Origin of the sequence: Variovorax sp. HJSM1_2, assembly GCF_049316285.1 — a bacterium.
Lineage (GTDB): Bacteria > Pseudomonadota > Gammaproteobacteria > Burkholderiales > Burkholderiaceae_C > Rhodoferax_B.
The window spans coordinates 267533-281629 of sequence record NZ_JBMOXA010000002.1 but is presented as its reverse complement, the minus strand read 5'-3'; the positions used below and the strand labels follow the sequence as shown (position 1 = coordinate 281629).

At 59.6% G+C, this 14097-nt stretch carries 6 protein-coding genes; 1 reads left to right on the top strand and 5 read right to left on the bottom strand.

From position 1 onward, the window contains the following. The 4 genes from ACFQ95_RS03760 to ACFQ95_RS03745 all read right to left on the bottom strand — a co-directional run bounded on the left by ACFQ95_RS03760 (position 1) and on the right by ACFQ95_RS03745 (position 13148). Positions 1–9501, bottom strand: a complete 9501-nt coding sequence (locus ACFQ95_RS03760; protein WP_422829460.1) for a hemagglutinin repeat-containing protein — start codon at positions 9499–9501, stop codon at positions 1–3. Between the two features lie 94 nt (positions 9502–9595). Further along, positions 9596–11386 carry a ShlB/FhaC/HecB family hemolysin secretion/activation protein gene (locus ACFQ95_RS03755; protein ID WP_422829459.1) on the bottom strand — a complete coding sequence of 597 codons (1791 nt, stop codon included), beginning with the start codon at positions 11384–11386 and terminating at the stop codon, positions 9596–9598. Positions 11387–11653: 267 nt separating this feature from the next. Next, positions 11654–12394 carry a 23S rRNA (guanosine(2251)-2'-O)-methyltransferase RlmB gene (gene rlmB / locus ACFQ95_RS03750; RefSeq protein ID WP_422829458.1) on the bottom strand — a complete coding sequence of 247 codons (741 nt, stop codon included), beginning with the start codon at positions 12392–12394 and terminating at the stop codon, positions 11654–11656. Between the two features lie 67 nt (positions 12395–12461). After that, positions 12462–13148 (bottom strand): ABC transporter ATP-binding protein, encoded by a 687-nt coding sequence (locus ACFQ95_RS03745; protein WP_422829457.1) that lies wholly within the window; start codon positions 13146–13148, stop codon positions 12462–12464. A 15-nt stretch (positions 13149–13163) separates the two neighbouring features. Here ACFQ95_RS03745 and ACFQ95_RS03740 point away from each other — a divergent pair, with 15 nt between their 5' ends. Beyond that, positions 13164–13829 carry an arylesterase gene (locus ACFQ95_RS03740; RefSeq protein WP_422829455.1) on the top strand — a complete coding sequence of 222 codons (666 nt, stop codon included), beginning with the start codon at positions 13164–13166 and terminating at the stop codon, positions 13827–13829. Between the two features lie 72 nt (positions 13830–13901). Here ACFQ95_RS03740 and ACFQ95_RS03735 read toward each other — a convergent pair whose 3' ends face one another. Further along, positions 13902–14075 carry a hypothetical protein gene (locus ACFQ95_RS03735; RefSeq protein ID WP_422829454.1) on the bottom strand — a complete coding sequence of 58 codons (174 nt, stop codon included), beginning with the start codon at positions 14073–14075 and terminating at the stop codon, positions 13902–13904. Positions 14076–14097 lie beyond the last annotated feature (22 nt).

The following is a 14097-nucleotide window of genomic DNA, read 5'->3' as shown; positions in this document are numbered from 1 at the left end:
TCACTCCCTTTTGCCCCATTCGCTGACCACCAATTTGCCACCAACATAGCGAATCAGCTTTGCATTGCCCTCGGGTGTACCCTGAGGCCCCTGGGGCATAGGGCTTTCGACTTGGGTGCAATTTTTAGCCCCAGAACCGTAGCAACTATGCATGCTGTTGTTGGTTTCGTAGACCTGCCACAAGTCCTGAACAGTCCACGCCCCCGGATTGCCGCCTGAAAATATCGATGTAGAAACTGGATCATTGCTGAAATAGCTATACGTAATTGCCTCTCTATTGCGAGTACTCCCCTGTACAGCCGCTGCTTTGTTGAAGTATTGATTAGCATCGGCCGCTCCGCCCACCCCACGAACACTCATTTCTGGATTAACGTAAGGAACAACACCGCTATCAGACCGATTCCCAAGGATGGTGAACGCAGCCTCCTGGATCAGAGTTCCCCGACTGTGACCAAGCGAATGTGTAGCGACGCCCTCACGACTGCGTAACAGATCGGCATAGAGTTCTGCACCATCGGTATAACCCAGAAAATTGGCCAAGCCATAGTCGGCAGATGCGACCACCTTTTCATAAGCTACACCTATCAGTTCGGAAAGCGTGTTGCTTGCCGGGGCAATGTGCATGAGGTAAATGGCATCGGGCTTTTGACCCGTGACCTCATCGGCTAGCGTATTCTGATACGCCAGTTCCGCTCCTCTTTTTTCGTCGTTCAGAATGCCATTTACAGCAATGATGGAACCTGCGGCCGCTTTCGCAATTTCCTCTTTGCTAACCTCTGAGCGGATCAGCAACTCCGGATTTTGAGAGCAGTCCGTTTGTGGGCACTGCACTTTGATGATCTTCGGCGGCTGCTCAAAACGAGACCGATAAGCTTCGTCAGTGAACGCCACAACGGCCTTGACTGCAGCCCTCTTAATGGACTGCTCTGCCTCCAACTTACTCTGCAAAGAATCAACGTTCTGACGGCCTGCCGCCTGATGAGCAGATTGAGCGTCGCGATTCAAACCATCGACCGTTGCCTTGACGTCCCTCCCCGTCGCCGCGACCTGACCGACAGCATCCTTGACGATCACGTCGCCTCCACTCACAACAGCGCGCGTACGTCCTTGTGACGATTCATGTGCTGAATCGTTGCCGACTGCATTCCCCAAAATGGCCTTAGATACGGCGTATTTGCCACGGGACAGTAAATCGCTGCTCAGTGATAAGCCGCTGCTACTGGCGTTGGTATTGGATCTATTTTGTAAATCACGGGTAGTCAAAGTCCCAGTCGTCAAACGATTCGTGCCCTCTTCGACTGCTGTTTGCGCACTGGTAATAGCCCCCCCCTTGAGGTCGGTATTGCCAGCCACATTTACATCAAACCCACCATCACCTGCTCTGATCCCACTCTGCTCCACCACAGACGCATAGTCGCTATTAACCTTGCTCTTGCTCGCGCTGAATGACCCGCCGCCTCCGGCGCCGATGGTCACGCTGGCACTGACGTTTTGTTGTTTGCTGGCAAATTGGCTGGTGTCTTGCAGGCTTTCGATACTGAGGTTGCCACCGATGTCGGCCTTGATCTTTGGGGCGGCAACCACGGCGCCCAGCAGCGTGGTGTCGCCACCAGACTTGAGATTGACCTGATTGCCCGCCACGATGTGGCTATTGGTGTGCGTGACGTCGCGCCCGTCTGCACTACCCCTCCCAGCGCTGGCCGCAACGGTGACACCAAAGCCGCTGGTACCCAAGCTCACGCCTAAGCTGCCTGAACTGCTTTGGTTGCTGCTGGTTTGCTCCGCTGTGTTTTGTGCCGCTAGTAAATTGATCTGGTCGTCGGCCTGGAGCGTCAGTTCCCTGCCCGCTTGAATGTTCGAGCCACGCACCAACAGGTCGGAGTCTGCGCCGGCGCCGGTAGCGCGGATGGACACATTGCCACCCGCTTTCACCGATGAGCCACGTGCGCTATCGGCGTGGTTCTTTTGTTGGCTCTGACTTTGGCTGCTGCCCACGCTGATGCTGACATTGAGCCCTCCCACCTTTTCCGCAGCCGTGGCATCTCGAGTTTGCTCGACACCATTGGCGTTCTTCACCACATTGCCTTTGTCATCACGTACCAGCATCTGCCCGGATTTGCCGTCTGCCGTTGTGAAGCCCTGGCCGGCTTTCACCGCATCGTATGCGTCCTTACCCGCCAAGGCAGCAACACCACCGGCCAAAGCCTGCATGCGAGCATTGCTGGTTTTACCGCTCGCTTGCGCCATGTTTTGTATGGTTTGTAGCGAACTTACTACTGGGCTACTCAGCGCCACCGTCAAGCCGCTTTGTTTGAACTTTTGCTCAAACTGGCTGCTCTCGGTTTCACGTGCTTCAACAATGTCAACCTTGCGCGCCAGGATGTTGATATCGCCTTGTGGTGCGACTACATCACTGCCAACTTGCCGGTAGGTTTCGCCCGCCAGTATGCGAACATGCCCGTCAACGCTGCCCACCGTGCTGGCCACCGCCATGGTGCGCGTGCTGCTTTGGTTGGTGCTGTGCTCTTGTTTGCCTACGGTGAAACCCACACCGCCGCTACTCAGAAGGCCACTCTTCTTGACCTCCTTGAAGTGACTCTCGCGCAAAGTGTTTTCAGCCGCTTCAACCGAGATGTTGCGCCCGGCGGCCAAATCAGTACCTGCGTCGCTGGCCACACTGCTACCGCGTACCTGGATGTCCCGCCCCGCGGACACCACGACCTCACCACCCGACAGACTGGCACCGACGGCAGTGGTTTGCATCTCATGGTCATGAGTGGTGGTAGCTTTTTTGCTGAAGGCTCTGCGACTGGTGCCGTGACTGTAGTCCTCGGACTCTCGGCGTGCGTCCATGGTGTCCAGGCGCACGTCTCGACCAGCACTTACCTGTAACGTACTATTTGTACCGGTAGCAGCGTTGACGCCGCTGGTGGCATTGGACGCGATGACATTGACGTCTTGCCCGGCCACCAGTTGCAAAGTCCCGCCGGCCTGCACATCCGCACTATGCACCTGCGTCGCACTGCGGGTTTGGAAGAAGCTGCTGCCCCTCGGGTCGTTGCGCTGGTCGCTGGTTTGGCTGGTGGTGACGGCTGACAGCGTCAGGTCGCGCCGGGCTTGCAAGCGGGCATCACCTCCGGCTTGAACCTGCGTGGCTTGGAATTGGACATCACGGCCGGCTTGGAGTCGCAGGTCTCCACCGGTGCTAAGTTGCCCCGCTTGCACCTGCTCGGTACTGCGTTGCAGACTGGATGCCCCCACGCTGGCTTGGTTTCGGCTACCGGTGGTGAGTGCTCCAAAACGGATGTCGCGCCCCGCGTTGATGGTGGCAGAACCATCCGAGTGCATCTGACCTGCAGTGTCCAGCACATCACGGCCAGCCAACACCAACAGTTGCGTACCGGCCTGGATACGGGCGGTGTTGGACAAGCTGTTGTGGCTGCCCGTGCCTTGCACCTTGCCATCGTTTTGCGTCCACCCCTGGGTTTGGCTGAGCGTGGTGTTGTGGATGTCTCCACCGGCGACCAGGCCCAACGCTGCGGCACGCAGCAAGCCACCTTCGTTGGCAATATCGTTTGTTGCGACCAACATCGCGCGCTGCGTATTGGCTCCGCCAAAGCTGCCTCCGCGGTTCACGATCGAGTCCCCTTCGATCTGCAAATCGCCACCCGTGATCAAGGCCCCATTCGGCCGCACTGCATTCGCGCCCACTTGCGCCAAATACAGCTTGGGTGCCAGCACTTGCTGCACACTGCCATCCGCGAGCGTCACACTCTGCTCCTCCATCCAGACGATGTCACTGGTGAGTTGCGCAATTTGAGCGGCGCTCAGGGTCACGCCGACCCGCAAGCCGAAGGCTTTCGCGGCCGTGGTGCCAGCGGTCAGCAATGCGGCATAGGCCGCGTCATCGCCGGCAGCACCGGCCAGTAGGCGCAGCCCCGTGAGTTGCGCCATTTGCTCCTGCACCAGGCGCTGTTCATAAAATCCGTCGCCCAGGCGTTTTTGACTATGCGCTGGGTCCAGTCCAAGTTGACTCAACAGATAGTCACTGCTCAGCCACTGGCGGTACTCGGCGAACAGCGGGCGGGTCTCAAAGAGTACCGGGCTGGACAACGATGGGGCCTCTTTATAGAGCCCGCTGGTGAGCGGCTGTCCGGTAGAGGCTGGATCAGTAAAGCCACCCTGCGCTACCGTACCCGTGCGAGCTTGAACGCCGTTTGCATAGGCGGCCGTTTGGCCTTTTAGGTCCCCCAGTGCGCCAGACGCGCCCGGGACACCGCCGGAGCTCAACTGCACATTCCTGGTGATATTGACCGCAGTTCCCGCGCTGGTGTCCACGTTGCGTATGGCACCTGCCTGGATGTTGACGCTGCGGGCACCAGACAAGGTGCCGCTGACGCTGCCGATCTCTTCGGAGATGTCTGGCCTGGTATAGGCCAGCCGCACGCCATCGGCATACACACGTGTGCCGTCGAACTGGTAGCGCCGATAAAGCGTGGTCGCTTGGTTGGTCAGCGTGGCATTGTTGCTGCCACTCAGTTGTAGATCGCCACCCGCCATGATCTCACTGTAGCGGTTGTCCAGCGACTGACTGAAGCTGATACGCATGTTGCCGCCAGCCACGATGCGTCCGGCTGCACCTGCGCCCGGCGCCAACTGGTCCTCAACTGCTGAAGTATGGGCTTCGCGTCTAAGCTCATACAACCAATCATGCGGGCCACGCACGTCTTGAGTGTCCCGTATCAATATGCTGGAGGGATCGGTAAACCCAGGCTGGGTCACCAAGCGCACGCACTGCAGGGCGCAATTGCCGTAACCATTGTCAAAAGCGGGGGCGGCCGCATCCCACTGCCTCACGTGCTCTTCGCCCTGCCAAACACCGCCGGTAAACCCTGGCACCTGGTCCGGATTGGCAGCCCCATCCTGACGCGCTAGATAATAGAGCACACGCGTGCCCTCACCGAGCAACAACCGCTCCCTATGACCGTACGCACCGTCGTAGCCACCACGCGCACTTGAAAACGCGGTGTCGTTTGCATGGGTACGGATCACTGCACGCCCGACGGTGTAGCCATCGGGCGTCACCAAGGTGCTGTGGGAAATGATGTCGTCTGGGTTGAGGTAGTAAATCTCATAGGCGGTGAAATTGGTACTTCGCGGCGCATAGCGGCGTTGGTTTGGCTCATCGGTATGCCACCAACTTGGCATACCCAAGGTGCGCTGTTCATCCAAGGTCTTGACCTGCTGAATCTGCACACCCGGCCGCTCGTTGACAAGTGCGCTCACCGCCATGTCTATATGGTTCGCAGCCTCAATGCTGGCCGATCGGTTCAACACCGAAGACACGGCCGTTGTGAACTGCCCATCTGCGCCCCTGGCCTCACTGCCCGCAATCTGCAGACTGCCTGCGCTGTAGAGCGTGGCGCCATCGGAGTTCGACAAACTGTCGCGTACCCACAATGCCAGGTTCTCTGTGGCACCTATCAGCGCTTGTGCACCACTATTGTTCAAGGTGCCGGCACGCACGCGCACCTGAGCACCGGTGACAGCCCCCGCACCACTGTTCTCCACAACGCCTGCATCTAATGAGACCGTGCGACCGGTAATTTCACCCTGGTTGCGGATGACACCGGTTGCCGTCAGCGCTACCTCAGCGGCCTGCATCAGACCGCCCTGCGCATTGGAAATGTCCGCCGCTTTCGCTTGCAACGACCGCACAGCCTCCAGAACGCCTGTAGCCGTGTTGTGCAGTTCACCGTCCATACTCAGCCGCAAATCACGGCCGGCGTGCAAAGTGCCGTCGTTTCGATAAGCGCCAGTCAGGGTGAGTGCAAGGTCACGATCGCTGGTGATGGTGCCGGCCTGGTTGGACAACGCCCCGCTACGGATGTCCACATCACCTCCCGAACCTTGCGTCGTAGCCAACAGGCCGCCGTCGTTGAGCACACTGCGCACGGCGACACGCAACGGTCCCGCCGCGCCAATATGTCCGGCCATGTTGTCCAACACAGCGTCCGGGGCTGCATACTCCAACCCCGCCGCACTGGTGATCTGGCCGCGATTCGTCAGCTTGTCTGGTACAGATAAGGTCATCGCATCGCCCGCGGCCAAGCTAGCACCGGCGCCATTGGTCAAAGTAGCGGCCTGAATCCGCACCTTCCCGTTGCCGGCTATGAATCCCGTACGGCTGTCAGCGGCCGCAACTGTGGAGCCACTGTTGGCATTCACAATACGGCTCGCCGCGAGCATGGTGTGCCCGTTGCCGACATTGGCGACACGTCCGTCTGTGTTGTCTATCTCGCTCGCTTGCAGGACCAAGCCGTCAGTGGAAGAAGGCACAGATGCACTGGCGACCTCAATCGCCCCGAGCACGTTGGTGATGGCACCCGGTGTTTGCAGATTCAACTGTCGACCCGCACGCAGCACACCGCCGTCATTGCTGAGTCCTTGCTGGCCATTCACGGACAAGGTTCCGTCGGCATATATACGACCGCCTTGATTGGAGAGTTGTCCAAGGCTGATGTTAAGACTACCGCCTTGCCCGCCGACAATAGTGCCTTGCATGTTGTCCAGCAGACCCGTTATGGCAACGCGTGCAATCCCGTCACCGGTTTGCGACACCTGCCCCTGACGATTCACCAACGTGGCAGCTTGCAGATCGAGTTGTCGAGCGACCACGCTGCCGCCCTCTTGCGTAAAGCCTTCTTGGGCGCGGATTTGCAGCGCGCCATTGGATTGCAACTGGCCGCCCGCACCACGGTAACGCTCCACATCCAGGCGCATCTGCCCATCGCCAGCATGCAAGATATGCCCCTGGGTGTTGTCCACCTGCGCGGCACGCAGCATCATCGTTGTGCCATTGCTAGCGATCGTGCCGCCATCATTGACCAAGGCAGAGGTGGCTCCAATACTTGTAGCTTGGGTGCCGGTTTGTTGGATCACACCGCCTGCGTTTTGGATGCTGCCCGCACCAAGCGTTATCTGCACAGCATTCAGCGTGGCATTGCGGTGGTCGAACTGTTCTGAGACATCGGCACTTACAGCGCCATTGCTCACAATTTGGCCCCCGGCCCCGGAAAACCTGTTGGCGCGCATCCGCAAATCGCCGGTTCCGGCATGCTGCACCACACCACCGGAATTGGATATATCTGTTGCCTGCAAGGCAAGTGATTGGGCATTGCTCACAATCCGGCCGCCTGCGTTGTCCAGCGCGCCACTGACTGTAAGGTTGGTGGCCGCATCGCCGGTCTGTATGATTTTTCCTCCCGCCGTGTTATGCAGATTGGCTACCTGCAAGTCCAACTGCCCAGCGCTCAAGACCCCACCTTGGTTCACCAAGGATTGGTTGAATGCGCTCTTTGCCTGAACCGACAAGCCGCCCTCAGTGGCAACTGTGGCGCGGCTGGTGTTGACGTCGCCTTGGGTGGCGATCAGCGCAACGGCAGCCCCAATGGTTTGGCCACCCGCAAGATCGATATTGCGCCCCTGAAGCGATACCGCGCCGGCGGCGATCTGCATTCCCGCCGAACGTAAAACACCATGGGTCTGTGCCGTCAAATTCCCGGCCTGTGATTCAACGCTTTGCGCGCGCTGGCCGTGCACGTCGATGCCAGCGCCCAAAACGCCCTTTGATCCCTGCACCAAGCGGTCAGCCACGAATGTGGTATTGCGCTGGGCCGTCATCGCACCATCGTTGAGGACAACACCTGCAGCGGAGATGTGCAGATCGCGGCCAGCGCGCAATGAGCCGTCTTCGGTGTTCTTGAGCGCACCGGTTCGCAGTTGCAGATCATCCCTGGCGGTGATCACACCGGCTACATTCTGCACATCACCCGACGCGGCAATTGACACACTGCCTGCTCGCAATACGCCCTTGAGGTTGTCAAACTGTTGGACTTGCGCCGCGAATGCCTGCGCCACATCGAGACGCCCCGCCACATTGCGGTAGCTGTCCCCTTGAACAGACAGCGTCTGCGCCCGCAACTGCCCTGCTGTGTTGTCCAAGGCCCCTACACTTATTTCAACCGGACCAGCAACAAGCATTCGGCCAGCGTCGTTGCGAATGGCGCCTGCGGCCATCAAGGTGCCAGCCGTCGGCGTTGTCACGCTAACTGAGCCACCGTTAGAGGCCGAGTCGGGACTCGTATTTGTATCCGACGCGGTCGGCGTTACGGGTGTTGCGGATGTCGTGCCAACGGGAAGGTTGTCAATGGCGCTATTGCTACCGGCATTCGCCCAACCCACAACACCACCTTGGGTGTTGCTCAAGCGCTGTGCACTCAGCTTCAAACCAGCAGAACTGGTTTGTTGGATGGTGCCACCCCGGTTGTCGAAATCACCAGCCGTACTGGCCAAGGCCACACGCGCGCCCTCGATCAAACCGCTGTTGCGCAAATCCCCCACGGTGGAGACTTGCACCTCTGCACGGCTTTGCAACTGACCACTGTTATCGACCGATTGTGCTTGCAGACGCGAGTTGCCAGCCGACTGGATGCTGCCGCTGTTTTGCACCAAGCCCTCAGTTGTGATCATCAGCTCACCGGCGCCCAGCAGGGGGCGCTCAGGATTGGCTGTCGCTTGCAGCACGCCGGCATTGCGTACACCCAAACCGGCCTCGGTTCCGACCATGAAGATCTTCTGCGCGTACATGCCCCCTACAGCGCTCACGTCCAAAGCGTAGGCCGGAGCCCCCCTAGTGGCTGAACTGGTTGCGGCTGGCGTGATCTGCTGGCCATCGGCGCTGATATTGTTGCCGCCTGTGAGCAGCCAAAAATCATTGGCCCAGATACTCGCATTCACCTCTACGGCACGCGCCAGAATGGCGGCGAAATCCGTACCCCTCGCGTCGAGCCCGTCACCCAAAATTTGAACATTGCCACCACGCACCAAGTACTGCGCAATTCCGCCTTGAGCATTGAGTTGTACTTCGCCTGTGGTCAGGGTTGCACGGCTGGTGTTGATGAAACTGCCTCCATTGACTTGAATGCCCGCGGGGTTGGCAATCACGACCTCGCTACGCGGTCCGGCCACCTCTACGGCGCCGTGCAGCAAGCTGGGTGCGCTGCTGCGCACCTCGTTCAGAATCACCCGCGCGGAGCCATGGGCCAACCAAGGATTGCCTTGCACCCAACCGCCCAATTGGGTTTGGGTATTGCCACGGCTGTTGTTCAGGATGACGCCTTGGCGCTGAACATCAAACCGGCTGTACACATTGCGCGAAACACCAGCAGCACTGGGCGTCTGTATGTTTACCAGGGGCACGCCATTCGGCGCATTCAGAACCGTGGCGCGCAACTGGCCGACCACATCCGGGTTGGCAATAATCTGCGCCCGCGCGCAGGGCGCCAGCAAGCCAGAGAAAAGGAGACCCACCGCCACAACGGATGCGGCAGGTGCCCCGCTGCGTGAGCGCCCCTTGCCGACACTACTCGCGGTTTCTTGCACGACCATGCGCAGGCCGCGCGCAGCATTCCAAATCACACGAAAAAGGTTGTGGTTCATGATGATTTCCTGATGAAGAAATGAGGGCCGCGCACAGGGCCTTTTGGGGCAAGCACATCCCCATACGCCGGTGGGCGCAAACAAGCGTTGGTGGTTAGAAGCTGAAGTTCAAGCTAAAGCCAAAGGTCGTACTGGCGGTGGTGTAGCCGGGCGGCTTTCGCAAGGGGGTACCGACAAAGATGTCATAGCCCATACCGCCGGCGTTGCCGCGCAGTCCCAGCAGCGCGCCCGCCAAATGCTGGCCGCTCAGCTGCCGCGCCATGCGACCACCGACCGCGCCGATGTCCACGCCGAGATAGGCCTCAACGGCAACTGCCGTTGGCAAGCTAGGCAGGGACCAGCCCAGGTCATTGCGCAGCCACCAGCCGCGATCTCCCAAAAGGCTGGTTTCCCCGTCGAAGCCGCGCACGCTATACCGCCCGCCAATCGCAAAACCGTCCTGAGGACTGAGTGGCGTGTGATTCCATTGAGCGCGCCATTGGCCGGTGTAGCGCATGTGTTGGGCCGCCAATTTGAAAGGCACATTCACGCGGGCATCTGCTGTCCACAACTGGTAGCGCGCAGTGCCCTCGTCAAAAAGTTGTTCGGGGGCCGGTAGCGCGCCAAAGGCACCTGTGCCGCGGCGGTGAGCACCGTTGAGTTCGACGGTGGCATCTCCGAGAAACATACGCTGGCCGAGTCCAAGCTCCCAGCCGCTCACCGTACGGCGCTGGACTTCGATTTCGGTGTCGTCGATGTAGTTGTTGGATGCGCGGCGAAAACCTCGCACATAGGCCGTGGTTTTGTGATGCTGATCGCGGTAGAGCAGGCGCTCGAGTTTGACCTCGGCCTGGCGCGTCTGCCCGGAGAACACGTACTGCTGGCTTGCACCAGCCACTGTTTGGTGGTACTCGTTCTGGCTCGCCGTCGCTCCCAACAGCCAGTTGCCGAAAGGCATGTCGTAATGCACGGTGACGGCCTGCGTGCCCCGCCCGCCAGGGTTCCAAATGTCATGGCTCAGGTTCAGATACGCCAAGTCGTTGCGCTGGAGCGGGCCATCCCAGGACAGCGTGATGCCAGCCTGGGTTTTGCCGGTATTGCGGGTACCGCTGTCATCCAAACTCAGGTTGACGCGCAACGGGAACTTTTGGCGGTAACGCACCACCAGATCGCTGTCACCAGCGCTGGCGCCGGGTGCTTGCGAAGGTTCGATTTGGATGTCGGCGTCGGCAGTGGGCAAACGCTTGAGATTTTCCAGCCCCTGCTCCACATCACGCAGATTCAGCAGATCGCCAGCTTGCATCGGCAAAGCATGGCGCAAGCTATCTGGCAAACCTTCCACCGCCGACGTGCGCGGTGCACTTGCAGCACTCGCAGCACTTTCACCGTCGACGAATCGAATCGCCGCAATGCGTCCCGGCACCAGCGTCAGGCGCAAGATGCCCGACCGTAAATCCTGAGGTGCAGTCAACACGCGTGTGGTGATCCAGCCGCGTGCAATCAGCGCCTGCTGCAGACGCGCCAACACGACATTGACACCTTGGGTGCCCAGGCATCGACCTTGGGGTTTGTCCTCAATGGCTTGACCCGACAGATTGGCGTACCGCGCCTCAACCAGCAGCCACGAAAACTCTGAAGCCCGCGGTCCATCGAGTGCTAGCGTCTCGATGTCAAAACATGGCGTCTCGTCGACCGGGAGAAGCCCAACTGCAGGCGCTGTTACCGTGGGCAGGGTCGCATGGACCGATCGCTCCTGTTTTTCGCGCAGCGCCCTTTGTCTCTCTTGCTGCCGTTGCTCTTCGACAAACGGCTGGACCGAAGCTGCAGTCTGCGCCAGTGCACCGAAGATGCCACAGCACCACAGCGCGATGGAGAGCACCGGTCTTACATGTCTGCTGTGATCCATTTACTTCTCCAAGGATGTAACCCTGGAGAAATTATTGAATACACATTTAATTTTAATTACTCAATTGTTCACAAAAAATAATAAGTTGATCCGTCAAAAATAAGAATACAAAACTGCATTCAATTAAATCAGGAACAAATTGGCATTTCGAGAAACGCTTCTTGCACTGACGCGCTACTGCATCAGGAGGAGCCAGCAAAAGCCCAACGCACTAGCTTGGCGCCAAGTAAGACACGCGGAGGAGCACTCCGCGCTTTAGACACCGCGCTACACCACCGTACGTTGCCGCAGCGCCTCGTACAGGCAGACGCCGCTGGCCACCGACACGTTCAGGCTGGACACCGCGCCCTGCATGGGAATGCCCACCAGCTCGTCGCAGGTCCTGCGCGTGAGTTGGCGCATGCCGTCACCTTCGGCGCCCAGCACCAGGGCCACGGGCACTTTCAGGTCAACCTGGTAAATGGTCTTGGGCGTGTCATCGCTGGTGCCAATGCACCAGATGTTTCGCTCTTTCAACTCGCCCAGCGTGCGCGCCAGGTTGGTCACCATGAAGTACGGCACGGTTTCGGCCGCACCACTGGCCACCTTGGCGACTGTGGCGTTGATGCCAGCCGCATGGTCTTTCGGGGCGATGACCGCGTGGGCGCCAGCACCATCGGCCACGCGCAGGCAGGCGCCGAGGTTGTGCGGGTCGGTCACACCGTCAAGCACCAGCAGCAAGGGCGGGCCGCTGATGCTGTCGAGCAGGTCGTCAAGCGAGTTCTGCTGCGGCAGCGGCTCCACGCGTGCGGCCACGCCCTGGTGGCCGTGGCTGCCGCAGAGCTTGGCGATGCGGTCGCTGTCGCCTTCGATCAGGCGCACACCGGCTTCGGTGGCCTTCTCCAGGAACTGGCGCATACGCGCGTCGCGCCGGGTGGGCTCGTAGTAGATTTCGATGACAGATTTGGGCTTGGTTTTCAAACGCACGCCCACGGCATGGAAGCCGAACAGAACTTTGGGGGAAGACATGGGTGCTGATTATCCCCGCTGTACAGATTGCTGGGTTGGCCGCATTCAATCTGCGCTGAAGCGAAGCTTAAACAGCCGCCAGACGCCCGGCTTCAATCGTGATGCGGCGTGTACATCGCTCGGCGATGCTGCGGTCATGCGTCACCAATACCAGCGTGGTGCCGAGCTCGCGGTTCAGGTCGAACATCAGTTGCATCACGGTCTCGCCGGTGGCGAAGTCGAGGCTGCCGGTGGGCTCGTCGGCCAGCAGCACGGCCGGCTGCACCACGAAGGCACGGGCCAGGGCCACGCGTTGTTGCTCACCGCCAGAGAGCACCTTGGGGTAGTGGCTCAGGCGTGCGCCCAGGCCTACACGCTGCAGCATTTCGGTGGCGGCCTTGCGCGAGTCTTTGCGGCCAGCCAGTTCGAGCGGCAGCATGACGTTTTCGATCGCCGTGAGGTTGGCCATGAGTTGGAAGCTCTGGAACACAAAACCCATCTTCTGCGCCCGTACCGCCGCACGCTGGTCTTCGTTCATGCCAAAGAGGTTTTGCCCAGCCAGCAGCACCGTGCCTTGTGTAGGGGTATCCAAGCCAGCGATGATGGACAGCAGCGTGCTTTTGCCAGAACCCGAAGCCCCCACGATGGCTGCGGTTTCGCGTGCGGCGAGCGAAAAATGAACATCGCGCAAAATGTCCAAAGTCCCGGTTGAGTCCGTCACCGATTTGGAAACGTGTTGCACCTCGATGATGGCTGGGCTGGGTGATGTAGACATTGAAAGGCTTTGGTTTTGAAACGAAGACACTTTATCGCGGCGGCTAGCTCCGGCCTGTTTCTGGGGGTATCCCACGCACAAACCAAGGCGGTGGCTGCCACCACCAAGCCTGCGCCTGCGGGTCAAAAAACAATTCTGGTGGTGGGCGACAGCCTGAGCGCGGAATACGGCTTGAAGCGCGGTAGCGGCTGGGTCGCTTTATTGGAGCAGCGCATCGCGGCCGAAAAGATCAATGCCGTGGTGCACAACGCCAGCATCAGCGGCGACACCACTTCGGGTGGCCGCGCGCGCCTGCCTAATTTGTTAGCGACGGTAAAGCCTACACATGTGGTGATAGAGCTGGGCGGCAACGACGCCCTGCGCGGCCTGCCACTGCAGATGACCGAAACCAACTTGAAGGAAATGACGGCTGCGGCGCAAAAGGCCGGGGCCAAGGTACTGCTGGTCGGCATGCAGATCCCGCCGAATTACGGGGCCGACTATGGGCGTCAGTTCAGCGCCGCGTTTGAGAAAGTGGCCAAGGCGCAGAATGCCGCGCTGGTGCCGTTTTTGCTGAAGGGCGTGGCCGATGGGCCGGACGCCGCCAGCCTGTTCCAGGCCGACCGCATCCACCCCACCGAAGCCGCGCACCCCACGATGCTGAACAACGTCTGGCCCACGCTACGCAAGCTGCTGGCGTAACACTCAGACAAAAAAGCCAAGCCTCGAAAGTAAGGCCAGGATGGCTGCGCCCAAAGCGCAGCCTCAGCAAGGTCAAGGCTGCGCAGGCGGCTGGTCCTGGCCGGGCTCCTGTTCGTCTGTGTGATCGGCAGGTGAACCGTCAGGGTTGGTCTTACGCTCGGCCTTGGCCTTCAGCTTCTCCTCTTTCTTCTTTTTCTTGGCCAGCTCTTTCTGGCGTTTCTCGTATCCGTAGTTGGGTGTAGCCAAGGTGTTTCTCTTTCATAAAAAA

Coding starts and splice junctions, on each gene's coding strand:
- ACFQ95_RS03760 (WP_422829460.1), bottom strand. CDS start 9,501: ATGAACCACAACCTTTTTCGTGTGATTTGGAATGCTGCGCGCGGCCTG.
- ACFQ95_RS03755 (WP_422829459.1), bottom strand. CDS start 11,386: ATGGATCACAGCAGACATGTAAGACCGGTGCTCTCCATCGCGCTGTGG.
- rlmB (WP_422829458.1), bottom strand. CDS start 12,394: ATGTCTTCCCCCAAAGTTCTGTTCGGCTTCCATGCCGTGGGCGTGCGT.
- ACFQ95_RS03745 (WP_422829457.1), bottom strand. CDS start 13,148: ATGTCTACATCACCCAGCCCAGCCATCATCGAGGTGCAACACGTTTCC.